General features: G+C 70.9%; 20 protein-coding genes. 4 read left to right on the top strand and 16 right to left on the bottom strand.

The window, feature by feature from the left end:
* Nucleotides 1-4: 4 nt before the first annotated feature.
* The 6 genes from ACGFNP_RS52230 to ACGFNP_RS52255 all read right to left on the bottom strand — a co-directional run bounded on the left by ACGFNP_RS52230 (nt 5) and on the right by ACGFNP_RS52255 (nt 6287).
* A complete protein-coding gene (locus tag ACGFNP_RS52230) occupies nt 5-871 on the bottom strand; it encodes a sugar phosphate isomerase/epimerase family protein (protein WP_393331241.1) in 867 nt (288 codons plus the stop codon).
* A 1-nt stretch (nt 872) separates the two neighbouring features.
* Nucleotides 873-1661, bottom strand: a complete 789-nt coding sequence (locus ACGFNP_RS52235) for an ATP-binding cassette domain-containing protein (protein ID WP_358320874.1) — start codon at nt 1659-1661, stop codon at nt 873-875.
* 2 nt (nt 1662-1663) lie between these two features.
* Nucleotides 1664-2716, bottom strand: a complete 1053-nt coding sequence (locus tag ACGFNP_RS52240) for an ABC transporter permease (protein WP_393331244.1) — start codon at nt 2714-2716, stop codon at nt 1664-1666.
* A 42-nt stretch (nt 2717-2758) separates the two neighbouring features.
* On the bottom strand, nt 2759-3874 hold the full coding sequence (locus ACGFNP_RS52245) for a sugar ABC transporter substrate-binding protein (RefSeq protein WP_358320879.1): 1116 nt from the start codon (nt 3872-3874) through the stop codon (nt 2759-2761).
* 227 nt (nt 3875-4101) lie between these two features.
* Complete coding sequence (locus ACGFNP_RS52250; RefSeq protein WP_358320883.1) at nt 4102-5094, bottom strand: sugar phosphate isomerase/epimerase; 993 nt, start codon at nt 5092-5094, stop codon at nt 4102-4104.
* Nucleotides 5091-6287, bottom strand: a complete 1197-nt coding sequence (locus ACGFNP_RS52255) for a Gfo/Idh/MocA family protein (RefSeq protein ID WP_393331248.1) — start codon at nt 6285-6287, stop codon at nt 5091-5093. Before ACGFNP_RS52255 ends, ACGFNP_RS52250 begins: the two co-directional genes overlap by 4 nt.
* Nucleotides 6288-6456: 169 nt before the next feature.
* Between ACGFNP_RS52255 and ACGFNP_RS52260 the strand changes: the two genes are divergently transcribed.
* A complete protein-coding gene (locus ACGFNP_RS52260) occupies nt 6457-7482 on the top strand; it encodes a LacI family DNA-binding transcriptional regulator (RefSeq protein ID WP_393331251.1) in 1026 nt (341 codons plus the stop codon).
* Nucleotides 7483-7544: 62 nt separating this feature from the next.
* Here ACGFNP_RS52260 and ACGFNP_RS52265 read toward each other — a convergent pair whose 3' ends face one another.
* The 6 genes from ACGFNP_RS52265 to ACGFNP_RS52290 are packed head-to-tail and all read right to left on the bottom strand — an operon-like array spanning nt 7545 to nt 13869.
* The gene (locus tag ACGFNP_RS52265) at nt 7545-9038 is read right to left on the bottom strand and encodes a CoA-acylating methylmalonate-semialdehyde dehydrogenase (protein ID WP_358320891.1); all 1494 of its coding nucleotides are present in this window, start codon (nt 9036-9038) and stop codon (nt 7545-7547) included.
* Nucleotides 9035-10987: a 3D-(3,5/4)-trihydroxycyclohexane-1,2-dione acylhydrolase (decyclizing) gene (gene iolD, locus ACGFNP_RS52270; protein ID WP_393331254.1), complete on the bottom strand. Its 1953-nt coding sequence runs from the start codon at nt 10985-10987 to the stop codon at nt 9035-9037. Before iolD ends, ACGFNP_RS52265 begins: the two co-directional genes overlap by 4 nt.
* Nucleotides 10984-11856 (bottom strand): 5-deoxy-glucuronate isomerase, encoded by an 873-nt coding sequence (iolB, locus tag ACGFNP_RS52275; protein WP_393331257.1) that lies wholly within the window; start codon nt 11854-11856, stop codon nt 10984-10986. The genes iolD and iolB overlap by 4 nt, the downstream gene beginning before the upstream one ends.
* Nucleotides 11853-12755, bottom strand: coding sequence for a deoxyribose-phosphate aldolase (locus tag ACGFNP_RS52280; RefSeq protein WP_358320899.1), 903 nt, complete (start codon nt 12753-12755; stop codon nt 11853-11855). Before ACGFNP_RS52280 ends, iolB begins: the two co-directional genes overlap by 4 nt.
* Nucleotides 12752-13720, bottom strand: a complete 969-nt coding sequence (gene iolC / locus ACGFNP_RS52285) for a 5-dehydro-2-deoxygluconokinase (protein ID WP_393331260.1) — start codon at nt 13718-13720, stop codon at nt 12752-12754. The genes ACGFNP_RS52280 and iolC overlap by 4 nt, the downstream gene beginning before the upstream one ends.
* Nucleotides 13720-13869 carry a hypothetical protein gene (locus ACGFNP_RS52290; protein WP_358320905.1) on the bottom strand — a complete coding sequence of 50 codons (150 nt, stop codon included), beginning with the start codon at nt 13867-13869 and terminating at the stop codon, nt 13720-13722. The genes iolC and ACGFNP_RS52290 overlap by 1 nt, the downstream gene beginning before the upstream one ends.
* A 720-nt stretch (nt 13870-14589) precedes the next feature.
* On the opposite strand from ACGFNP_RS52290, the gene ACGFNP_RS52295 reads away from it, so the two are divergent.
* Nucleotides 14590-15261: a TetR/AcrR family transcriptional regulator gene (locus tag ACGFNP_RS52295; protein WP_393331263.1), complete on the top strand. Its 672-nt coding sequence runs from the start codon at nt 14590-14592 to the stop codon at nt 15259-15261.
* A 280-nt stretch (nt 15262-15541) separates the two neighbouring features.
* Here the strand turns inward: ACGFNP_RS52295 and ACGFNP_RS52300 are convergent, their stop codons facing one another.
* Complete coding sequence (locus ACGFNP_RS52300) at nt 15542-16423, bottom strand: SDR family oxidoreductase (protein ID WP_393331266.1); 882 nt, start codon at nt 16421-16423, stop codon at nt 15542-15544.
* Nucleotides 16424-16425: 2 nt separating this feature from the next.
* A complete protein-coding gene (locus ACGFNP_RS52305) occupies nt 16426-17652 on the bottom strand; it encodes an MFS transporter (RefSeq protein WP_393331268.1) in 1227 nt (408 codons plus the stop codon).
* An 80-nt stretch (nt 17653-17732) separates the two neighbouring features.
* Between ACGFNP_RS52305 and ACGFNP_RS52310 the strand changes: the two genes are divergently transcribed.
* On the top strand, nt 17733-18635 hold the full coding sequence (locus ACGFNP_RS52310; protein WP_393331270.1) for a LysR family transcriptional regulator: 903 nt from the start codon (nt 17733-17735) through the stop codon (nt 18633-18635).
* Here ACGFNP_RS52310 and ACGFNP_RS52315 read toward each other — a convergent pair.
* Entirely contained in the window at nt 18621-20144 is a 1524-nt protein-coding gene (locus ACGFNP_RS52315) for a carboxylesterase/lipase family protein (protein WP_393331273.1), read from the bottom strand. The genes ACGFNP_RS52310 and ACGFNP_RS52315 overlap by 15 nt on opposite strands.
* Before the next feature lie 80 nt (nt 20145-20224).
* Between ACGFNP_RS52315 and ACGFNP_RS52320 the strand changes: the two genes are divergently transcribed.
* Nucleotides 20225-20797: a TetR family transcriptional regulator gene (locus ACGFNP_RS52320; RefSeq protein WP_358320922.1), complete on the top strand. Its 573-nt coding sequence runs from the start codon at nt 20225-20227 to the stop codon at nt 20795-20797.
* Here the strand turns inward: ACGFNP_RS52320 and ACGFNP_RS52325 are convergent, their stop codons facing one another.
* Nucleotides 20798-21862, bottom strand: a complete 1065-nt coding sequence (locus tag ACGFNP_RS52325) for a LysR family transcriptional regulator (protein ID WP_393331278.1) — start codon at nt 21860-21862, stop codon at nt 20798-20800. It lies immediately after the preceding gene.
* Nucleotides 21863-22048: the final 186 nt, after the last annotated feature.

The raw sequence follows: 22048 nt of genomic DNA on the forward strand, positions 1-22048 counted from the left end.
GCGGTCACCAGTTCGCCGTGCGCTTGGCGATCTCCTCGCGCATGAAGACGCTCGACTCGCGGGCGCGTTCCTCCCAGGCGAAGACGCAGACGGTCATGATCGCGTCGGGAGTGCGGGCGAAGTCCATGGCGGCGAGGGTGTCGAAGAACTCGTCCCAGTCGACCTCGCCCTGGCCGATGTCGAGGTGCTGGTGGACCCGGGCGGGGTTGCCGGGCGGGTTGGTGATGTAGCGCAGGCCGCTGGAGCCGGTGTGGTCGTAGGAGTCGGCGACGTGCAGGTGGGTGAGCTTGTCGCCGGCGTACCGCATGATCCCGGCGATGTCGCCGCCCATGTGGAAGGTGTGCGGGGCACAGTACAGGTACGACACGAGCGGGGAGTTGATGCCGCGGACCATGTCGGCGGCGATCTTGCCGTCCTCGACGAAGTCGTCCGGGTGCGGTTCGAGGCGGAGCTGCACGCCCTCGCGCTCGAAGATCGGCAGCAGTTCCTCCATGGACCTCCAGAACTTCGCCTCCGACAGGCTCGCCTGCTCCGGGCGGCCGTTGAACTCGCTGTTCATGACGGTGCAGCCCAGGTCGACGGTGATCTGGATGGCGCGTTTCCAGTAGCGGACGGCGGCCTCGCGCTCGTCCTCGTCGGGGCCGGACCACCGGTAGAGCGGCAGCATCGAGGCAACCCGCACGCCGGCGCCGTCGAGGGCCCGCTTGAAGGCCCTGACTCTCGCGTCGTCCGCCCGGGGATGCAGGAAGAACGGCATGAAATCATCCCGCGGCGACAACTCGATGTACTCGTAGCCGAGCTCGGCCACGACGCCGGGGAGTTCCAGCAGCGGGACGGACCGCAGCATGTACGGGTCGAGGGCGAGTCTCATGTCAGCTCCCCGCCAGGTCGGCGAGTTCCGCTTCCAGGTCCGCCATGGCCTCGCCGCCCGCCATCAGATCCGTGATCTGTTCGCGCGTCCGTTCGCCCTTGTGGAAGTCGTCCGCTTTGCGGCCGTGGATCAGGACCGCGAAGTGGTCGCCGACCATCATGGCGTGCAGGACGTTGTGGGTGACGAAGATGACCGCGACGCCCTTCGCGCGGGCCTGCATGATGATCCTCAGGACGTGCGTGGCCTCCTTGACGCCGAGCGCGGCGGTCGGCTCGTCGAGGATGAGGATGTTGGCGCCGAAGTAGACGGCCCGGGCGATGGCCAGGGCCTGGCGCTCGCCGCCGGAAAGGCTTCCGACGAGCCGTTTGCCGTCGGTCACCCGGGTGATGCCGAGGGACTGCATCTCCCGGACGGCGATCTCGCCGGCCAGGCGCTTGTCGAAGCGCTTGAAGGGGCCCCAGCCCTTGGTGGGCTCGACGCCCACGAAGAAGGACCGGCCGACGGTCATGAGCTGGAAGGTGCCGCCGAACTGGTGGACCGTGGCGATCCCGTACGCGCTCACGTCGCGCGGGCTCTTGAAGACGACGGGCCGCCCGTCCACCTCGATGGTGCCGCACGTGGGGGCGTGGAAGCCGGACAGGATCTTGATCAGCGTGGATTTGCCGGCGCCGTTGTCGCCGAGCAGGCACAGCACCTGGCCCGGGTGCACCTCCAGGGAGATGTCCGCCAGCGCGTTCGTGCCGACGAACGACTTGCCCACGTCGGTGAGGCGAAGGAGTGGCTGGGTCATGATCAGGCCTTCTTTCCGGAACGCGGCGCGTACGACAGCGCCAGCCGGCGGAACGTGTTGTTCATGAGGACGGCGGCGAGGATGAGGACGCCGAGGATGAAGCTCGCCCAGTCGGAGTTCCACCCGGTGTAGTAGATGCCCTGGTTGACGATCGCGAAGGTGAGTGTGCCGAAGACGACCCCGACGACGGACCCGTAGCCGCCGGTCAGCAGGACGCCGCCGACCACCACCGCGATGATGGAGTTGAAGACGAACGACTGCCCGTTGGCGACCTGGGCGCCGTTGTAGAGGATGGTCTGGATCACGCCGACCAGGGCGGCGCCGAACCCGCTCCCGGTGTACAGCGCGATCTTGAGCCGGTTGGTCGGGATTCCGGCCGCGCGGGCGCTCTCCTTGTCGCCGCCCACGGCGAGGATCCAGTTGCCGTACTTGGTCATCTGGAGCATCCACCCGACGCCGAGCGCGACCACGATCCACCACAGGATCGCCACCTCGAACTGGCCCGCGATGAGGGTGCCGAAGACCGCCTTCGACCCCGGGTCCGGGTTGAGGGCGACGCTGGTCGTACCGGTGATCACGCGGGACAGTCCGAGGGTCAGCCCGGCCATCCCGAACAGGGTCGCCAGGGTGACGACGAACGACGGCACGTTGGTCCGCGTCACGATGAGCCCGTTGAGCGCTCCCGCGGTCACGCCGACACCGAGGGCGAGCACGATGCCGAGGATCATCGGGGCGCCCCAGTAGCCCGAGACGATGGCCAGGGTCATCGAGCTCGCCGCGAGCACGGAGCCGACCGACAGGTCGAGTTCGCCGGCGATCATGAGCAGGCCGACCGGGAGGGCGATGATGCCGAGTTCGGCGGCGACGTTCAGCCAGGCCGCGGTGCCGGCGGAGGCGAGGAAATGGGTGCCGCCGAAGATGGCGAAGAAGACGAAGACCCCCAAGGTTCCGATGAGGGCGCCGGCCTCCGGACGGTACGTCAGATTGCGCAGGGAACGTCCCGACGACGTCCCGGCCGCTGCCGGGCGGGCCGTGTCGGAGATCTGGACGGTCATTGCTCTTTCACCTCAAAGGAGTGACGGGCGGTGCCGGGCGGATCAGCGGACGCCGGCCTGGACACCGGAGATCGCGGCGTCGACGTTGCCGGCGTTGATGATGGCGGGCCCGGTCAGCAGCGTGTTCTGCGAGATGAGCAGCCCGTAGGCGTTGTAGGCGTAGGCCTGTGACACGGCGAGGTAGCCCTGGAGGTAGGGCTGCTGGTCGATGCAGAAGAGCTGCTTGCCGGCCTTGATGCGGTTGAGCTGGGCCTCGTTCATGTCGAACGTGCCGAGCTTGATCTTGGCTCCGCCACCCGCCTGCTCGATGGCGGCGGCCGAGCTGTCGGCGTCTCCGGTGCTGATGGTGACGACCCCGTCGATGGAGTCGTCCTTGAGCAGGGCCGACTTGATGGCCTGGGTCACGGCTGTCGGGTTGCCGAAGTTGGAGGAGGGCAGCGGCAACTGGGTGGACTTGCCGCCGCCGCCGCTCATGCCCTCGGCGACGCCCTTGCACCGGGCCTCGGTGTTCACGGCGCCGGGAAGGGTGTTGACGCACAGGACGTTCTTGGCGCCGTTCTTGGCGAAGAACTCGCCGCCGGCCTTGCCGGCCAGTTGTTCTTCGGAGCCGGTGTAGGTCAGCGCGCCGACGTTCTTCGCCTGCTCGGCGCCGCCGGCGTTGAACAGGAAGACCGGGACGCCGCCGCTGGATGCGGCCTTGAAGGCGTCGTTCTGCGCCTCGGGGACCCAGTCGGCGCCGATGATGGCGGTGGCGCCCTGGCTCTTCGCGCTGAGGATGAGCTTGGCGGCGTCCGGGCCGAGGTTGTCGTAGTTCTGCGGGCCGAGCCAGGTCACGTTGCCGCCGTTGGCCTTGACGACCTTGGCGGCGTCGTCCGCGCCGCGCTTGACCGCGGACCAGAACGGGTCGTCGGACTTGCCGCCGATGACGAACAGGGACACCTTCCCGCCACCGGATCCGGCGGTGTTCGCGGCGGCGCTGGAAGCACCGGCGGCGGGCTGGCTGGTGGCGCCGGTGGTGGCCTTGCCACTGGCGCAGGCGGTCAGGACCAGGGCGGCGAACAGGCCGATCGCCGTCAGCGGGAGGCGGCTGTGGCGCTTGGGGCCGCTGGTGAGACCGGGGAGGCCGGGTGGACGCCGCCGGGTTCGGGTGCCTTCCATGGTTGCGGTACTCCTTCGTGTGATGCGCCGGCGCGACAGATGTCTCGGTCGGAGCGCGCGATATATCGGGGGGTATGTCGGATGGCGACCGGCAAGGCCGATCGCGGGACCGGGTGCGCGCTCACGCGTTCACAGCGGGTCGCGCCGATGCACGTGAAGCGGGCCGGGGACGTGGCACTGGTGGTGCCGACGCGACAGACGGTGCGGATCGCTCGGCGTTCCACGGTCTAGCGGCCCGCGGCCTCGAGCAGGGTCTTGGCCGCGGCGGCCAGGCCTTCGAGCTGGTCGAGCTCCTGGTCCTCGTGCTCGATGTTCACGGCCATGTCCGGGTCCACCTTCTCCAGGGCCCGCAGGAAGGCGGTCCACCAGGTGACGTCGTGGCCGCGGCCGACGGCGACGAAGTCCCAGGAGGAGTTCTGCGGCCAGCGGGACAGGGTGTAAGGCCCGCCGAGGCCGACGGCGCCGGGCTCGTCCGGGAGGACCCGGCCGAATCGGTCGTCGAGGACGCCGTTCACCCGCGCCGCCGGGTTGATCCTGGTGTCCTTGGCCGCGGCGTTGTACACCAGCGAGCCGAGGTGATCGACCGCCTCCACGGGGTCGATGCCCTGCCAGAACAGGTGGCTGGGGTCCATCTCGGCGCCGACGTGGGTCGCGTTGATCTCTTCGGCGAGCCGTTCCAGCGTCGCCGGGTTGTAGACGACGTTGTGCGGGTGCATCTCGATCGCCACCTTGACGTCGAAGTGGGCCGCCCGCCACTGGACCGTCTTCCAGAACGGGATCGCGACCTCGTTCCACTGGTAGTCCCGTACGTCGAGGTAGGCGCTGTCCCAGGGCAGGACGTTCCAGGCCGGGTTGGTCCCGGTGGCGCTGGCGGCCGGCGTGCCCGACATGGTGACCACGCGTTTGACGCCCAGGAGGGAGGCCAGTTCCAGCGACCGCAGGAGGTCGTTCGCGTGCTTCTCCCGCACGACGGGGTTCGGGTGCAGGGGGTTGCCGTTGCAGTTGAGCGCGGTGAGCGTGATCCCCTGCTCGGCGAAGAGCCCGAGGTAGTCCTGGCGGGCCTGTTCGCTGCCGAAGAGGTCGTCGATCGGGAGGTGCGGCTCCGGGATGAACCCGCCGGAGTTGATCTCCGCGCTGTCCAGGCCCATCCCCTTGAGGATGGCCAGAGCCTCGGGAAGCGGTTTGTCGTGCAGGCACGCGGTGTAGGCGCCGAGCTTCATCGGTTCTCTTCCTGTGAGATCTTGACCTCGGCTCCGCCGTTGCGGGCCGATTCGGTGATGGCGGCGAGGAGCCGGAGGTTGTGCAGCCCGTGCTCGAAGGAGGGCACCCTGGGCAGCCGGTCGAGCCCGGCCACCTGCTCCAGGAACGCCCGGGCCTGGAAGACGAACAGGTCGTTCTGCCCGTATCCGACCCCGGGGAAGTCCATGGGCAGGCCACCGGTGAGGTAGGGATGGTCCGGGCCGACGGCCACCTGCCGGTAGCCCTTGGTGGGCCCCTCCACCGCGCGGTCCATGTAGCCGAACTCGCCGGCCCGCAGCAGGTCGAAGGTCGCTGCGGCGTTCTCGGCGAACAGCTCGAAACCGAGGGAGTTCGCCAGGCCGAGCGCGACGCGGGAGGCGGACATCGTCGCCGTGGCCCCTGATGCGAACGTCGCGGTGAAGGTGACCAGGTCCTCGTTCTCGACCGGCTCGCGCTCGTCGCTCAGTGTCGCAGCGGCGTGCCCGACCGCGGCGCCCAGCGGCAGCGCGCGCTCGGTGATGAACGTCGACAGCGTCGTCCCCCGGACGGACCGGATCGGGCCGCAGAGGAACTCGGCGAGGTCCACGAGGTGGCTGCCGATGTCGGCGAGCGCGCCCGAGCCGGGGTCGCCCTTGTACCGCCAGCTCATCGGCCCCGAGGCGTCGGCGCCGTAGTCACACCAGTAGTGGCCGTTGAAGTGGATCGGCCGCCCCGTCGACCCGTCGTCGACCAGCCGCTTGACCGCCGCGATCGCGGGCGAACGGCGGAAGGTGAAGCCGACCCCCGCCCGCAGCTCCGGCCTTGCCCTGGCCGCGGCGACCATGGCCTCGGCCTCCGAGACGGTCGGCGCGAAAGGCTTCTCGCACAGGACGTGCTTGCCCGCCGCCAGGAGGCCCTCGACGACCTCCCGGTGCAGATGGTTGGCGACCACCACGCTCACGACGTCGATGTCGGGGGCTTCGGCGACGGCCTGCCAGGACGTCTCCGCCCGCGTGTACCCGAACCGGCGCGCGGTCTCCCGCGCGAAGTCCTCGTTCACGTCGGCGATCGCCACCAGCCGCACATCGGGCAGACCCGGGCCGTACGTCGTCGTGGCGCCGCGATAGCCGGCGGCGTGCGATCTTCCGGCCATCCCGGCACCGATGACGGCGACGCCGATGTGGTCGTTGGGCATGCCAGCTCCTTGGATCATGGGCGTAACTGAATAGGGGCGTCCGCATCGCGTAAACCGCCCGCACAGCCGGTTTGGAAACCGGTTTAAGTGAATGCGCCGAGCATGCGACTTGTTACAGGCATATGTCAAGGGTTTGTGCTGACAAAGCCATCGGCATTATGGTGACCACATGGCCGACCACACCGCTCCGACACCGCCCCGGCCAGGGCGCCGCCGGCCCACGATCCTTGATGTCGCCGCCGCCGCCGGCGTGTCCAAAGGCCTGGTCTCGAAGGTGCTCAGCGGCTCGGCGGGACCGAGCGCCGCCACGACCAAGCGCGTCCTGGCCGTCGCCGAACGCCTGGGATATCGCAAGGACAGGAACGCCACGCTGCTCGCCAAAAGGCGGACGCGGCTCATCGGCGTGACCATTCTTCCCAGCAACCTCTACCACGGGGAGCTCGCCGAGGAGATCCAGTCGACGGTCGACGCCGCGGGGTACGAGACCGTGCTGGGGGCCATGACCGCCACCCACGACGAGCGGCGGGCCATCGAGACGCTCATCGACTTCCGGTGCGAGGCGCTCCTGCTGCTGGGGCCGACGATGCCCGAGAGCGAGCTGGCCGACCTCATCCAGGACGTCCCGACGGTCTGCGTAGGACGCCCGCTCGACCTGCCGAACGTGGACGTGGTCCGCGCCGACGACCAGCAGGGCATCTCCGACGTGGTCGACCATCTGGTCGCGCTCGGCCACCGGCGCATCGCGCACGTAGACGGCGGACCGGGGCCCATCTCCGCCGTCCGGCGGGACGCCTACCAGGCGGCCGTGCTACGCCACGGGCTCGAGGCCGTCGTCCTGCCCGGAGGGCTCACCGAGCGTCACGGCGCTGAGGCGCTGCGGCACCTCGACTCCGGCGCGGGCGTCACCGCCATCGTCGCGTTCAACGACCGCACGGCGCTGGGGCTGATCGAGGCGCTGGAGAGCGGGGGCCGCAGGGTGCCGGCCGACGTGTCGGTGGCCGGCTTCGACGACAGCCTCATGGCGCGGCACCCCCGCATGGCCCTCACGACCGTGAGCCAGTTACCGCTGGAGCAGGCCCGGCTCGCCGTCCAGGCGGCCACGGACCGGCTGGACGGCGTCCATCAGGAACGCCACGAGATCCTGCTTCCCACACGTCTCATCGTCCGCGGCAGCACCGGCCTTTCCCCGCGATAATCCGGGAATTCGAATTTGTCATTTAATGACAGATGCGTGTCCTTTCTTTTGGCGAGGGGCCGTCAGTCGTTCTGCGGGAAACCGAGATTGAGGCCGCCGTGCGAGGGGTCGAGCCAGCGGGAGGTGACGACTTTGCCACGGGTGAAGAAATGCACGCCTTCCGTGCCGTGCGCGTGCGTGTCCCCGAACAGGCTGTTCTTCCAGCCACCGAAGGAGTAGTGCGACACCGGCACCGGGATCGGCACATTGATGCCCACCATGCCGACCTCCACCTCGTTCTGGAAGCGCCGTGCCGCCCCGCCGTCGTTGGTGAAGATGGCGGTGCCGTTTCCGTACGGGTTGGCGTTGATGAGGGCCAGGCCCTCGTCGTAGGACTTCACCCGGACGACGGACAGCACCGGGCCGAAGATCTCGTCGCGGTAGATGGACATGTCGGGGGTGACGTCGTCGAACAGGGTGGGTCCGAGCCAGAAGCCGTCCGCGTCGCCGTCGAAGTTCCCGTCCCGGCCGTCGACGACCAGGCTCGCCCCCTCCGCGAGCCCGGACTCGACGTACCCGGCCACCTTGTCGCGGTGCTGGCGGGTGACCAGCGGGCCCATGTCGCAGCCCCGGGTGCCGTCGCCGGTGCGCAGCTTGCGCATCCGGTCCTTGATCTTCTCGACGAGTTCGCCGGCGATGGTGTCGACCGCGACGAGCGCCGAGATCGCCATGCAGCGTTCGCCGGCCGAGCCGAAGCCGGCGTTGACGGCGGCGTCGGCGGTGAGATCGAGGTCGGCGTCGGGCAGGACGAGCATGTGGTTCTTGGCGCCGCCGAGGGCCTGCACCCGCTTGCCGTGCGCGGTGCCGGTCTCGTAGACGTACCGGGCGATCGGGGTGGAGCCGACGAACGAGACGGCCCGCACGTCGGGATGGGTGAGCAGGGCGTCCACGGCCTCCTTGTCGCCGTGCACGACGTTCAGGACCCCGTCGGGCAGGCCGGCCTCGGTCCACAGGCGGGCCATGGCGACCGCCGCCGACGGGTCCTTCTCGGAGGGCTTGAGTATCACCGCGTTGCCACAGGCGATGGCGATCGGGACGAACCACAGCGGCACCATCGCGGGGAAGTTGAACGGCGAGATCACCGCCACGACGCCGAGCGACTGCCGGATGGAGTACACGTCGACCCGGGTGGAGACGTTCTCGCTGAAGCCGCCCTTGAGCAGGTGCGGGATGCCGCACGCGAACTCGGCGACCTCCAGCCCCCTGGTGACCTCGCCGAGCGCGTCGTCGAGGACCTTGCCGTGCTCGGCGGTGATCAGCTCGGCGACCTCGTGCTTGCGCGCGTTCAGCAGCTCACGGAAGGCGAACAGCACCTGGGCGCGCTTGGCCAGCGAGGTGCCGGCCCAGCCGGTCCAGGCCGCCTTCGCCGTGGCGACGGCCTGGCCGACGAGGTCGGCGGAGGCCAGGTCGACGCGGCCGGTGACGGCGCCGGTCGCGGGGTTGTGCACGTCGCCGGCGCGCTCGGAGGTGCCTTCCCAGGAACGGCCGCCTATGAGGTGGGTGATGCGGGTGGTCAACGTAGTGGTCCTTCCGGGTCGCGGGGTGTCGGGGCCACGTGGGGGCGTTGCGCGGCCTTGTGCGTCGTGTACCGCTCGTAGGCGCGGCGGGTGGTGCCGAGCTCGCTGACCTGGCTGACCGGGACGTCCCACCAGGACGCGCTGTCCGGGGCGTGCACCAGCGGGTCGGTCTCGACGTGGATGACGACGGGGCCGCCGTCCGCCGGGGCGGCCTTGGCGTCCTTGATCGCCTGTTCGAGCTCCTGCCGGTCGCGCACCTCGATGACGGTGGCACCGAAGCTGCGGGCGCTGGCGGCCAGGTCGACCGGCAGCCGGTCGCCCGCCAGCCGGCCGGTGGCCGCGTCGCGGAAGCGGTAGCTGGTGCCGAAGCGCTGCGAGCCGAGCTCCTCCGACAGCGAGCCGATGGAGTGGAAGCCGTGGTTCTGGACCAGGACGACGATGATCTTGATGCGTTCCTGGACGGCGGTGACCAGTTCGGTCGGCATCATCAGGTACGAGCCGTCGCCCACCATGACGAAGACGTCCCGGTCCGGGTCCGCCAGCCGGACGCCGAGGCCGCCCGGGATCTCGTAGCCCATGCAGGAGTAGCCGTACTCGACGTGATACGCCTTGCGGTCGCGTACCCGCCACAGTTTGTGCAGGTCGCCGGGCATGGAGCCGGCCGCGCACACCACCACGTCCGCGGGGTCGGACAGCTCGTTGACGCGGCCGAGCACGGTGCCCTGGGTGAGCACGCCGTCGGCGAGCGCTCCGGTGACCTCCGGGGGTGGGTTGTAGGCCGCCTCCACCTTGGCGTCCCATTCGCGCCACAGCCCGGCCTGCCGTTCCCGGTAGGCCGGGTCCACTTGGTGGCCGTCCAGTGCCTGGGTGAGCGCGGTCAGGGCCTCGCGGGCGTCGGCCACGACCGACAGGCCGGCCAGCTTGCCGGCGTCGAAGCGCGCGACGTTGACGTTGACGAAGCGCACGCCCGGATCCTGGAAGGCGGTGCGCGAGGCGGTGGTGAAATCGCTGTAGCGGGTGCCGATCCCGATCACCAGGTCGGCCTCCCGAGCCAGCGCGTTGGCGGCGGTGGTGCCCGTCGAGCCGACGGCGCCCATCGCCTGCGGGTGGCCGTGCGGCAGCGCGCCCTTGCCGGCCTGACTCTCCCCCACCGGGATGCCGGTCGCCTCGCAGAACGCGCGCAGCGCCTTCTCGGCGCCGGAGTAGTGCACCCCGCCGCCCGCCACGACGAACGGCCGCCGGGCCGCCGAGATCAGCGCCGCGGCCTCGGCTATGTCGGCGGCCTCCGGCAGCGGCCGGCCCACCCGCCAGACCCGCGGGGCGAACAGCTCCACCGGCCAGTCGAACGCCTCGGCCTGCACGTCCTGCGGCAGCACGATCGTCACCGCCCCGGTCTCCACCGGGTCGGTCAGCACCCGCATGGCGCCGAGCAGCGCCGAGGGCAGCTGCTCGGGCCGGTTGACCCGGTCGAAGAAGCGCGACAGCGGGCGGAAGGCGTCGTTGACGGTGACGTCCGCCGCGTACGGCGCCTCCAGCTCCTGCAGCACCGGCCCCGCCACCCGCGTCGCGAACGTGCCCGAGGGCAGCAGCAGCACCGGCAGCCGGTTGATGGTGGCCAGCGCCGCCCCGGTGAGCATGTTGGTCGAGCCGGGGCCGACGGACGCCGTGCAGACCCAGGTCTGGAGGCGATCCTTCTGGCGGGCGTAGGCCACGGCCGTGTGCACCATCGCCTGCTCGTTGCGGGCCAGCACGTACGGCAGGCGGTCCGGGTGGTCGTCGGCGAGCTCGTCCTGCAGCAGCGCCTGGCCGAGCCCGGCGACGTTGCCGTGGCCGAAGATGCCGAAGCACCCGGCGAACAGCTTCTGCCGCCGCCCGTCGCGCTCGCTCCACTGGACGGCCAGGAAGCGCACGACGGCCTGACTGACGGTCAGGCGTACCGTGCCGGTCATGGATTTCCTCCTCGGAGCCAGGCGTGGGCGGGGTCGTCGCATATCAGCCAGGCCCGGGTGGCGCCGGGGCCGGCCATCACGTTGAGGTAGTACAGGTCGTAGCCGGGCGGGGCCATCGCGGGTCCGTGCCATCCGTGCGGGACGAGGACGACGTCGCCGGTACGGACCTCGGTCAGGACGTCGATGGGGCGTTCGGCGGTGCCGTACACGCGCTGGTAGCCGACGGGGTCCGCGCCGTCGCGGGCGTCCTGGGCCTGGACCTCGAAGTAGTAGATCTCCTCCAGCTCGGTCTCCAGGCCGTCGCGCTCCTCGTCGTGCTTGTGCGGCGGGTAGGAGCTCCAGTTGCCGGCGGGCGTGATCACCTCGCAGGCGATGATCGAGTCGGCGTCGAGCACCTGCGGGACCCCGAAGTTACGCACCTGGCGCGCGGCCGAGCCGGCGCCGCGGTCTTCGATGGGGACGTCGGCCGCGGCCAGGTGCCGGAACGGCGGCGGCTCGGTCCGTTTGGCGGCCTTCGCTCCGCAGAGCGCGATCTTCGCCGGATGCTCGCCGGCGGTCACCGTGAGGGCGGCGCCCCTGGGAACGTAGACGACGTCGGTGGGCCCGGCGAACACGCTCTCGCGTCCGGCCAGCCGAGCCTTGTGGTGCCGTCCCGCGTGGTCGGTGACCGTGACGTCGACGCCGCCCCGCAGGGGCACCACGATGATCTCGCTGTCCCCGGTGTCCAGCTCCACCCGCTCGAACGGCGCCGGCGTGGCCACGCGCAGGCTCGTGTGGGCCCACCCGGGCACGTTGTCGGTGATCGACACCTGGAAGGGCCCTTCGGCGGCCGTGCCGTACGACCGGACCCAGCGTTCGTTGTCGTTCATGACCTGTCTCCGTGGACGAGCCCCGCGGCGAGGTCCACCGCCGCGGCCACGTCGCCGTCGGGCGGGAACAGCAGCGCCCTTCCCACGACCAGTCCCCGCACGGCGGGCAGCCGCAGGGCGCTCCCCCACCTGGCGTAGGTCTCGTCGGGGTGGCCGCTTGGGTCGCCGCCCAGCAGCAGGGTGGGCAGGGTCGTGGCGTCCATGACCCGGTCCAGTTCCTCGACCACGGGCAGCTTCAGCCAGGTGTGCCGGCTGGTGGCGCCGAGCCCGGCGGCGATGTGGACGGAGGTGATGGTCGAGTCGGGGTCGAGCAGGTTGTGCACCCGGCCCTCGCGGCGGACCGACAGGAACGGCTCCACCATCGCCATGACGCCGTGCGCGCCCAGCTCGGTGACCGCCCGGCCGCCGGCCTCCAGCGTGGCGGCCGTGCCGGGGTCGTCGAGGCAGATCCGGGTGAGCATCTTGCCGCCCTCCAGGCCGCGGGCGACGATCTCCTCCGCGGTGTAGGCGGTGAAGCGATCGTCCAGCTCGAAGACCGCGCCCTGCAGGCCGCCCCGGTTCATCGAGCCGATCGCGACCTTGTCCTCCAACGCCCCCAGCAGCAGCAGGTCGTCCAGGATGTCGGGGGTGCCGAGCACGCCGTCCACACCGGGGCGCGCCAGCGCAGTCGTCAGGCGTTCCAGCAGGTTGCCCCGTGAGGCCATCGCCCTGGCGTCCCCGCGCACGCCGAGCGCGCCGCGGGCCGGGTGGTCGGCGGCCACGATGAGCAGCCTGCCGTCCGCGCCCACGAGGTCGCGCCGCCGGCGGGCGGCCCAGCCTTCGGTGATCCGGTGCGGCTCGCGTACCCGGATCTCGGTCAGGTCGGCGATGCCGGGGCGACTCGGCGTCTGGGTCGTCATCGTCGGTCCTCTCCACTGTTCGGTGCGCTCTTCAGGATTGCCTCGACCTCGGCCTCCGTCGGCATCGCGTCGGCGCATTCGAGCCGGCCGGCGACGATGGCGCCGGCCACGTTCGCGAAGCGCAGGATGCGGGTCAGGTCCCAGCCGGACAGCAGGCCGTGGACGAGCGCGCCGCCGAAGGCGTCGCCGGCGCCGAGCCCGTTGACGACCGTCACCGGGAAGGGCGGCACCTCGACGCGCTCGTCCGCGGTCGCGGCGAGCACCCCCTTGGGCCCCTGCTTCACGATCGCCAGCTCGACGCCCCGCTCCAGCAGGGCGTCCGCCGCCCGCCGGGGGTCGGCCTCCCCGACCGCGACCTCGCACTCCTCCCGGTTGCCGACCGCCACCGTGACATGCTCCAGGGCCTGGCTCACCTGCGCGCTCGCCTCGCCCGGATCCGGCCAGAACATCGGCCGGTAGTCGAGATCGAGCACGGTGTGCGCGCGGCGGCCACGGGCCCGCCAGGCGGCGAAGTGCGCCGAGCGCGACGGCTCCTGCGACAGCCCTGTGACGGTGGCCCAGAAGACCCCGGCCTCGCGTACGGCGTCGAACGGAACCTCCTCCGGCTCGATCAGCAGGTCGGGCGCGATCGGATAGCGGTAGAAGTACAGCGGGAAATGATCCGGAGGGAAGATCTCGCAGAACGTCACCGGGGTCGGCGGCCCGTCGACCTCACCGGCGAAGACGTCGTCGACGCCGAATCCGCGCAGCGCCCGCCGGACGAAGCGGCCGAACGGGTCGCGCCCGGTCCGCGTGACGATCGCCGCGCGGCGCCCGTGCCGGGCCGCGGCCACCGCGACGTTGGTCGCGCTGCCGCCCAGGAACTTGGCGAACCGTTCCACGTCCTCCAGGCCGACGCCGTGGTCGAGCGGGTAGATGTCCACCCCGCACCGGCCCATGGACACCAGGTCGTATGACTGCGCCATCACTCACACCCCCGCCGCGCCCGCCGAGCCGTGCCGGTGCTCGACGCTCGGATGGCGGGAGCCGGGCCGGCTGCCCCGGCACCAGACCCCCACGGGACGGCCGGACCGGCGATGCGGTGGCCCACCGGCGGGGTGAACGGGGTGGTCATGGCAACTCCATCCTCAGAAAGCGCGACGGGCTCTCGGCATTCGCCCGACTCCGCGACGCGTAAGGCCTCCAGCCCACCCCTGGGCAAGGTGGTCGACGATGATGTGAAGCCTGCCTCGCGGACACAGCCTACGTCAAGACTTTGTCCTGACATCTTGGCGTAACGTCATATTGATGAGATCAGCTAAACTGGTGCTGTGGCCGTCCGAGTGGGCGTGATGATCCGCGGCGCGGCACGCGGGGACGAGCCCGTCTCACCGCGCCGCTCAGGCCGAGGTGAAGGGTACCGGGCTCATGCCGGCACTTCGGGCATCGTGAACGCGGAGTCCGCGAGGCCGCGTCCGCGGATGCGCAACGTCGTGCCTGATGTGAAGGCGGCTCCCGCGGCCGGGACCATGACCGCCAAGGACCCTTCCACGGTGGCGACAGAGACCACCGTCGATCCCGCCCGGACCTGCGCCTCGTACACCCACGAGGGTTCTCGAGGGACGATCAACGCCTTCTTCACAGTTCACCGAGATCTCGTTCCTGACGGCGAAGGGAACCCAGCGGATCCGCTCGCCTGGAACCTTCTCCTCGCGCTTTCTGCCATGCTTGGCCGGACACAACGTGTGCGGCTACGCCGTAGCGCTAATATGTAGCCTGAACATGTGAGTCGCGACCGTCAAGAGCACTTGGCGTCCGGATGCGGACACGTCATGACGCTCACTGGAGGACACCGATGACACCGGACCCCGACAAGACCGCCCGCCACACGCCCAACCGGCGCGGCCAGGGAGATCGGCTCCGCCAGGATCTCATCACCGCCACCAACAGGCTCCTGGAGCACGGGGCCAGCCACGAGACCCTGTCACTGCGTGCGGTCGCACGCGAGGTCGGCATCGCCGCAACCAGCGTCTACCTGCACTTCCCCGACAAGATGGCACTCCTGCTCGCCGTCTACCAGGAGCACTTCGCCGTCCTGGCCCGCCATCTGGAAAACGCCATCGCCGAGCACACCGACCCCGCCGACCAGTTGCACGCCGCCGCCCACGCCTACTGCCGCTTCGCCGCGGACCACCCCAACGCCTATCAGGTGATGTTCACCGTGCCCGGCTCCACCGGCAAACCTCCCCGGGCGATCACCGAGGATGAACGCCCCGGCCTCCCGGCCATCCAGGCGGTCCAGCGGGTCATCTCCGCTTGCGCCGATGCCGGCATCGCCAAGATCACCGACCCCTGGCTGGCCACGCTGTCCCTATGGGGTGCCCTCCACGGGGTTCTCAGCCTCCGGACGGCTCGCCCCATCCTTCCCTGGCCGCCGATGGACGAACTGATCGACGCGATCGTCGCCACCCACCTCACGACGCCAACGGGTCCGGCCCACCGTTCCCCTGGTCAGTCCGCTGGCTGAGCTCGGGCCGGCCAAGACCAGGATCGCGCGTCTACAGGTCGGCGCCCGTCGCGTTCAGCCGCAGGACGGTCACGGCGTCGAGCCGGCTCTGCACCGCGGACAACGCGCGGCAACAGGCCGTCGCCTTCCCGCAATGACCCGCCGTGCAGGTTCACCTGGCGGGATGCCTTCCTACTGGCAAGAGGCCAGTACGCGGCGGTGAATCCGGCCTGGCCGTGCTCGGCCTCATCCGGCGTGGCCACCGAGGAGTTAACCCGAAATTTCGCGGTTGACCAGCGGGTCACGGCTTCGGTCCTTCGTCGGAGGTGAAGGCCGTGGCGTGGTCGCGGACGAAGTCGGCGAGGTCGCGCGGGGGGCGGCCGAGAAGGTCGGCGACCGTATCGGTGGTGAGGTCTCCCCAGCCGGAGGCATAAGCCCGCGCGTACTCCTCGAGCATGTCGACGATCCAGGCCGGGACGCCGTAGCCGAGCAGGGTCTCGCGCTTGGCGTCGTCGCCGACCGGCAGGTACGTGATGGACCTGCCGAGAGCGCGACCCAGCTGGTCGGCGACCTCGTCAAAGGTCAACGAGCGCGGACCGGTGAGGGTGTACGTCCGGCCGTGGTGGCGGTCCGGGTCGTCGAGGAGCACGCGGGCGGCGCACTCGGCGATGTCGCGGACGTCGATCATGCCGATCCGCGCCGCGGCCAGGTTCAGCGAGAACGTGCCGGTGGCCGAGATGTCGCCCGTCTCGTTGAGCAGGTTCTGCATGAACCAGTGGGGGCGCAGGATCGTCCAGCGCATGCCGCACCGTTCGGTCTCCCGGTCGGACAGCGCGTGCAGTCTGCCGCTGCGGTTCGGCGCGTCGTGGGCCGCGCCGACGACGGACAGGCGCACGATGCGCTCCACACCGGCCTGGCGGGCGGCCCACACGGCGTTCATGTTGTGCTCGGGAGCGCGCGGGCCGTTCGGGGTGAGCAGCCACACGTCCTGCACCCCCTTGAAGGCGGGCGGCAGCGACCGGGCGTCATCGAGGTCACCGACGAAGGCCTCGGCGCGGAGGCCGTCCGCTTTGGACTCTTCGCGGACGAGAGCACGGAGGTCCACCTCGGCTCCGTCCAGCGCCTTCATCAGTGCGGTGGACACGGTTCCGGTGGCTCCGGTGATCAGTACGGTGCGTGGCACGCTCATTCTCCTTTGGTGGTGACGGGGATTCGGACCAGGGGCTGCCGTGCCGCCCGGTTGATGGTGAAGCGCTCCAGGAGCCAGAGCACGACGGTGCCGGCCGAGAGGGTGGCGCCCAGGACGCACACGCCGGTCCAGCCGCCGTTCACCCAGACCACCGAGGTCAGCGCGGAGCCCACCGCGCCGCCCAGGAACAAGGCGGTCATGAAGGCGGAGTTGATCCGGTTGCGGGCTTCGGGCCGGAGCGCGTAGAGGACGTTCTGGCTGCTGTTGAGCACCGCCTGATGCGCCAGGTCCAGCACGATCACGCCGACGAGCAGCCAGACCAGCGAGCGTGCCCCCGCCGCGATCGCCGTCCAGGAGGCCAGCAGCAGGACCGTCCCGCCGCCGGTCACCATCTGGACGTGCCCGCGGTCGGCCAGCCGCCCCGCCACCGTGGCGGTCAGCGCGCCCACCACGCCGACCAGGCCGAACAGGCCGATGGCCGACTCCGTCCAGCCGTACGGCGACCGCGCCAGCAGGAAGGTCAGCGCCGTCCACAGCACGCTGAACGAGGCCAGGCTCAACGCGCCGATTCCTGACCGCCAGCGCAGCAACGGCTCGTACCGGAACATCGCGACCGTCGAGCGCAGCAGCCCCAGGTAGGACAGGTGCCGGCCGTCGCCGCCGAGCCGGGGCAGGAAGATCCGCAGCAGGACGGCCATCAGCGCCATCAGGACGGCGTGCACCCAGTAGACCGTCCGCCAGCCGCCCAGCTCCGACAGCGCTCCGGAAGCGGTCCGCGCCAGCAACAGGCCGAGCATCAGCCCGGTCATCACCGTGCCGACCACCCGGCCGCGCTCGGCCGGGTCGGCCAGCGTCGCCGCGAACGGCACCACCACCTGCGCTCCCACCGAGGTCAGCGCGGTCAGCGCCGTACTGGCCAGGAGCACCATGCCGTTGGCGGCGGTCGCCGACACCAGCAGCAGCACCGCGGTCGCCGCGTAGAGCGACACCGCCAGCCGCCGCCGCTCCACCAGGTCGCCGAGCGGCACCAGCAGGATCAGCCCCAGCGCGTACCCGCTCTGCGCGGCCGTCACCACCAGCGCCGCCAGCGAGGGCCCGACCCTCAACTCCCGGCCGATGAGGTCGAGCAGCGGCTGCGCGAAATAGTTGCCCGCGACCGCCAGTCCGGTCGCCGTCGACATGAGCAGGAGCAGCCCGCCGTTCACGTGAGGTCTTGTCGTCATGCGCCTAGCCTGGGCGACGGGCGATCAATGAGTCCAACACATGTTTGTCATCAACTACGATCGTGCATCACGATTGATCCATGGAGCTTCAGCAGATGCGCTACGTCGTCGCGGTCGCGGAGACGAGCAACTTCACCCGCGCCGCCGAGCAGTGCCTGGTCGTCCAGTCCGCGCTGAGCCACCAGATCGCCCGTCTGGAACGTGAGCTGGGCGCCAAGCTGTTCGACCGCACCAGCCGCCGCGTCCGGCTGACCCCCGCGGGCGAGGCGTTCCTCCCCGCGGCCCGCCAGGCCCTCGACGCCGCCGAACGAGCCCGCGCCGAGGTGGCCGCCGTCGACGGCGAGATCCGCGGCCGGCTCGCCATCGGCGCCATCCCCACCGTCGCGGCGGTCGATCTCCCGACCACGCTGAAGCACTTCCACCTGCGGCATCGGCAGGTGCGCATCAGCCTCCGCTCCGGCGCCAGCGAAGAGCTGATCGAACGGGTACGTCAGGGCACCCTGGACGTCGCCTTCCTGGGGCTGCCCGTGGGCGTACGACCCAAGGGCGTCCACGGCCACGAACTGGCACGCGGCGACCTCGTCGCCGTGGTCGCGCCCGGCCACCCGCTGGCGGACGAGGACCGCGTGGACCTGCACCAGCTGTCGGACGAGCCGTTCGTCGACTTCCCCCCGGGCAGCGCCGCGCGGGCCCAGTCGGACGAGGCGTTCGCGGCGGCCGCGGTCCGGCGCGAGGTCGCCTTCGAGGTGACGACCGTGGACTTCATGGCTCGCCTGATCCGGCAGGGCCTGGGCATCGGGATGCTGCCCGCCGCCTTCGTGGGCGAGCTCCCCGACCTGCCCGTCCTCCGGCTACGCGACGCCCCCGCCCGTATGGAGCACCTCATCTGGAGCCGCTTCCCTCCCTCCCCTGCCGCCGCGGCGTTCCTGTCCGCCCTCGGCATCTCGGCGGCGGAATCCTCAGAACCGTCAGGTGGCCAGTAGGGGAAGGGCCTCGAAGACGTGCTCCTGCCACAGGCGGCGTGAGGTCTCCTCGGGGTACGCGCTGACCGCCCCGGGCGTGTCGAAGATCCGGGTCTGGCGCTGCTGGGAGTCGTACGCGGGCCAGCCGGGGGCGCCCGAGGTGACGAAGGACGTCCAGGCCGTGCGGATCTGGGTGGTCAGCTCGCGGGCCTCGGCGGTGTGCTCGGGGCCGATGGCCACCGGGCCCAGATGCGCGTCGTAGGTGCCGAACAGCAGCGGGCCGTCCAGGCCGTGGCAGGCGCGCATCACTCCGCCGCTGCCCGGGGACTGCCAGGTCAGCTCGTACAGGTACGCCCGTCCGCCCCCGGCGGTGTGCGCCTCGGCCAGGTGCAGGGTCGGCATGCGGAACAGCCAGTCGTTCTGGACGAGTTCGTACAGTTCTTCGGCGGAGGCGTTCGGGAACGCCGCGCGGTAGGCCCGTTCGCCGTCCTCCGCGGGGCCGAAGAGGCGCAGCGCCTCCGTCGCCTGCTCCTCGGTGATCTTGCCGAGCTGTCCGGCGAAGAGGAGGAACGTGCGGCACTCGTCACGGGTGTGACCGATGATCAGCTCCACGTCCCGTCCCGCGCCACCGGCCAGCGCCTGCCAGGGCGCGGCCGGCAGCACCTCGCCGTCGACGACCGGGGAGAAGAGGGAGAGCGTGTGCGCGAATGTGCCCCAGCGGTCCTCGTACTGCCGCATCTTCGACTCCAGCGTCTGCCCGAGCTTCGGCAGTTGCCGTGGATCCACGCCCGCCAGCTCCCTGGCCGTCGGACGCAGGCCCGCCTCGGCGGCGATGGCCGTCGCGACGTCCCGGGCCAGGGCATCGGAGAAGAACGTGCCCGGTACGCTCTGCGCGACGGCCCGCCGGAACAGCCCCGCCGCGCTCGGCATGGCCATCAGCGCGACGATGGACCCGGCACCGGCCGAGTCACCGGCCACGGTCACCTGGCCGGGATCGCCGCCGAACGCCGTGATGTTCTCCCGCACCCACTCCAGGGCGGCGACCTGGTCGAGCAGGCCCCGGTTGGCGGGCGCGCCGTCGATGCGGGCGAAGCCCTCGATGCCGAGGCGGTAGTTCAGCGACACGAACACCACGTCGCCGTCGCGGGCGATGTGCTGGGCGTCGTAGCCGGGGCTGCCGGAGAAGCCGAGCTTGTAGGCGCCGCCGTGGATCCACACCATCACCGGTCGGCGGGCGGCCGGATCGGGGTCGGGCGTCCAGACGTTGACCGTCAGCCAGTCGTCGCCCGTGTCCATGAGGAACTCGCCGCCGCCACGGCCGGCCATGTTCACATCCTGCGGGGCGGGCGGGCCGAAGGCGTACGCCTCGCGGACCCCGTCCCAGCCGCGCACGGGCCGCGGCGCCTGGAAGCGGGTCTCCCCGACCGGGGGTTCGGCGAACGGTATGCCGCGGAAGACGACCAGGCCGTCCTCCGTGCGGCCGCGCACCACACCGGCGGTGGTACGGACTTCGGGCTCGAGTGCGGACATGGCGGCTCCTTGCTTTCGACAGGTAAAGCGAGTGATTTAACAGTTGTCTATTTTTTAACACGTGTCTAGTGTCCAGGGGTATGCAGGATCGACAAGACCGCCGAGTGCTCCGCTCCCGCGCCGCGCTCATGGCCGCCGCCGTACGCCTGGTCTCCGAGCGGGGCACCACCGCTCTGCCCATCACCGACCTGGCCGACGCCGCGAACGTCAGCCGGCAGCTGGTCTACCTGCAGTTCGGCGACCGTGACGCGCTCCTCGTGGCGGCCGCGGCCGACCTGGTCGAACGGGAGCTGATGCCCGAGGTCGGGGACAGCGGCGCACCGCGTCGCGCGCGCATGCTGGCGATGGCCCGGCACTTCGCCCGGCACCGGTCCTTCTACCGCGCGATGCTCACCGGATCATGCGCCTTCCTCATGACCCGGGCCCTGAACAGGCTGTTCGGCTCGCTCATCACCGTGGCCGGGGTGCGGGAGCTGTTGGGCGACCTCGACGAGGCCACGGTGCGGGACTTCGCGACGCTGATCACGGGCGGGACCGGCGCGATCGTCAACGACTGGCTGATCGACGCCGCGGACCCCCTCGACCCCGAGGAACTGGCGGACCGCCTGCTGCGCCTGTCGACGGCGTTCGTACGCGCCGAACAGCGGCCGTGATCAGGTGGCCGCCCGCTGCGGCACTCCCGTCTTCGCGGGAGAGGCTTCCGCGACCGCCGTGGCCGTGCGGACGAAGGCGGCGACGGCCGCCGAGCGCGCGTCCTGCGGCCAGGCGACGGCCAGCGTGACCGGCTCCAGGTCGTCGACGGCACGGTAGGCGATCTCGGGCCGCGGGTAGATGCGTGCGATCGAGGCGGGGAGGAAGCAGACGAAGCTTCCCAGCTCGACCAGCTTCAAGATCTGCGTCATGTCCGTGACGCTCTGCCCGGACGCGGTCACGAGCCCGCGGCGTGTCGTCTGCGGGCGCTCACCATCGCTCTGGGCGATGGCCGCGTACGGCGGCTCACTGACGCACTTGGCGATGGCGACGTACGGCCGGTCACTGTCGCCCTGAGCGATGGCGGTGTACGGCCGCTCGCCATCGCTCTGGGCGGTGGCGGCGTGCGGCGGTGGGAAGCCGCCCTGGTCGGCGGGGGCTCCGCTGGGGAGTTTACGGCCGGTGAGGTCGGCCAGGCGCAGGTGTGACCGGGCGGCCAGCGGATCGGCCGCCGCCAGGGCGACCAGGCGGGGCTCGGTCAGCAGCGGCAGCTGGTCCAGGCCACGGCCGTCGAAGGGGCCGGTCAGCAGCGCGACGTCGGCCCGGCCGTCGCGCAGAGCCGGCGCCTGCTCGTCCCGCCCGCCGAGCACCAACTCCACCGCGAGCGCCGCTTCCTCACCGCGATAGGCGGCGAGGATCGGCGGCAGCAGCCCGGCGTCATGGTCGGCCTTGAGCGCGAGTCGCAGCCGCGGCTCGGACCGGCCCGCGTGCCGGGCGCGCCGACCGGCCGCGGTGACCGCGTCGAGGGCGGTCCGCGCGTCCCGCAGGAAGACCTCTCCCGCTGTGGTGAGTGCGACGTGACGTGTGGTGCGTTCGAGCAGCCGCACGCCCACTCGGCGCTCCAGCGTCCGGATCGCCCGGGACAACGGGGGCTGCGCCATGCCCAGCCGCTCGGCCGCCCGCCCGAAGTGCAGCTCCTCCGCGACCGCCACGAAGTACCGGAGCTGCCGCACCTCCAGATCATTCATATCCGCGAGGGTATCAATGGTGATCCGATCGGTCCTTCAGGTTCACCGCCGGGCCGGGTTGACTCAGCCGTGCGGTCCCGCCGACGACCGACTCCCCCTCTGGTCGCATCGGCACATTCCCTTGCTTTGGAGACTTCATGATTGTCATAACGGCTTCCGCCTGCCCGAAAGGCAGGCACGACGTCC

Origin of the sequence: Nonomuraea sp. NPDC049269, from assembly GCF_043197155.1 — a bacterium.
Classification (GTDB): Bacteria; Actinomycetota; Actinomycetes; order Streptosporangiales; family Streptosporangiaceae; genus Nonomuraea.

Bases quoted from the DNA above. Each gene is read 5' to 3' on its own strand.
- ACGFNP_RS52235 (WP_358320874.1), bottom strand. From the start codon at position 1,661: ATGACCCAGCCACTCCTTCGCCTCACCGACGTGGGCAAGTCGTTCGTC.
- ACGFNP_RS52295 (WP_393331263.1), top strand. From the start codon at position 14,590: ATGACACCGGACCCCGACAAGACCGCCCGCCACACGCCCAACCGGCGC.
- ACGFNP_RS52260 (WP_393331251.1), top strand. From the start codon at position 6,457: ATGGCCGACCACACCGCTCCGACACCGCCCCGGCCAGGGCGCCGCCGG.
- ACGFNP_RS52245 (WP_358320879.1), bottom strand. From the start codon at position 3,874: ATGGAAGGCACCCGAACCCGGCGGCGTCCACCCGGCCTCCCCGGTCTC.
- ACGFNP_RS52280 (WP_358320899.1), bottom strand. From the start codon at position 12,755: ATGACGACCCAGACGCCGAGTCGCCCCGGCATCGCCGACCTGACCGAG.
- iolD (WP_393331254.1), bottom strand. From the start codon at position 10,987: ATGACCGGCACGGTACGCCTGACCGTCAGTCAGGCCGTCGTGCGCTTC.
- ACGFNP_RS52290 (WP_358320905.1), bottom strand. From the start codon at position 13,869: ATGACCACCCCGTTCACCCCGCCGGTGGGCCACCGCATCGCCGGTCCG.
- ACGFNP_RS52310 (WP_393331270.1), top strand. From the start codon at position 17,733: ATGGAGCTTCAGCAGATGCGCTACGTCGTCGCGGTCGCGGAGACGAGC.
- ACGFNP_RS52305 (WP_393331268.1), bottom strand. From the start codon at position 17,652: ATGACGACAAGACCTCACGTGAACGGCGGGCTGCTCCTGCTCATGTCG.
- iolC (WP_393331260.1), bottom strand. From the start codon at position 13,720: ATGGCGCAGTCATACGACCTGGTGTCCATGGGCCGGTGCGGGGTGGAC.
- ACGFNP_RS52240 (WP_393331244.1), bottom strand. From the start codon at position 2,716: ATGACCGTCCAGATCTCCGACACGGCCCGCCCGGCAGCGGCCGGGACG.
- iolB (WP_393331257.1), bottom strand. From the start codon at position 11,856: ATGAACGACAACGAACGCTGGGTCCGGTCGTACGGCACGGCCGCCGAA.
- ACGFNP_RS52320 (WP_358320922.1), top strand. From the start codon at position 20,225: ATGCAGGATCGACAAGACCGCCGAGTGCTCCGCTCCCGCGCCGCGCTC.
- ACGFNP_RS52230 (WP_393331241.1), bottom strand. From the start codon at position 871: ATGAGACTCGCCCTCGACCCGTACATGCTGCGGTCCGTCCCGCTGCTG.
- ACGFNP_RS52250 (WP_358320883.1), bottom strand. From the start codon at position 5,094: ATGAAGCTCGGCGCCTACACCGCGTGCCTGCACGACAAACCGCTTCCC.
- ACGFNP_RS52255 (WP_393331248.1), bottom strand. From the start codon at position 6,287: ATGCCCAACGACCACATCGGCGTCGCCGTCATCGGTGCCGGGATGGCC.
- ACGFNP_RS52315 (WP_393331273.1), bottom strand. From the start codon at position 20,144: ATGTCCGCACTCGAGCCCGAAGTCCGTACCACCGCCGGTGTGGTGCGC.
- ACGFNP_RS52325 (WP_393331278.1), bottom strand. From the start codon at position 21,862: ATGAATGATCTGGAGGTGCGGCAGCTCCGGTACTTCGTGGCGGTCGCG.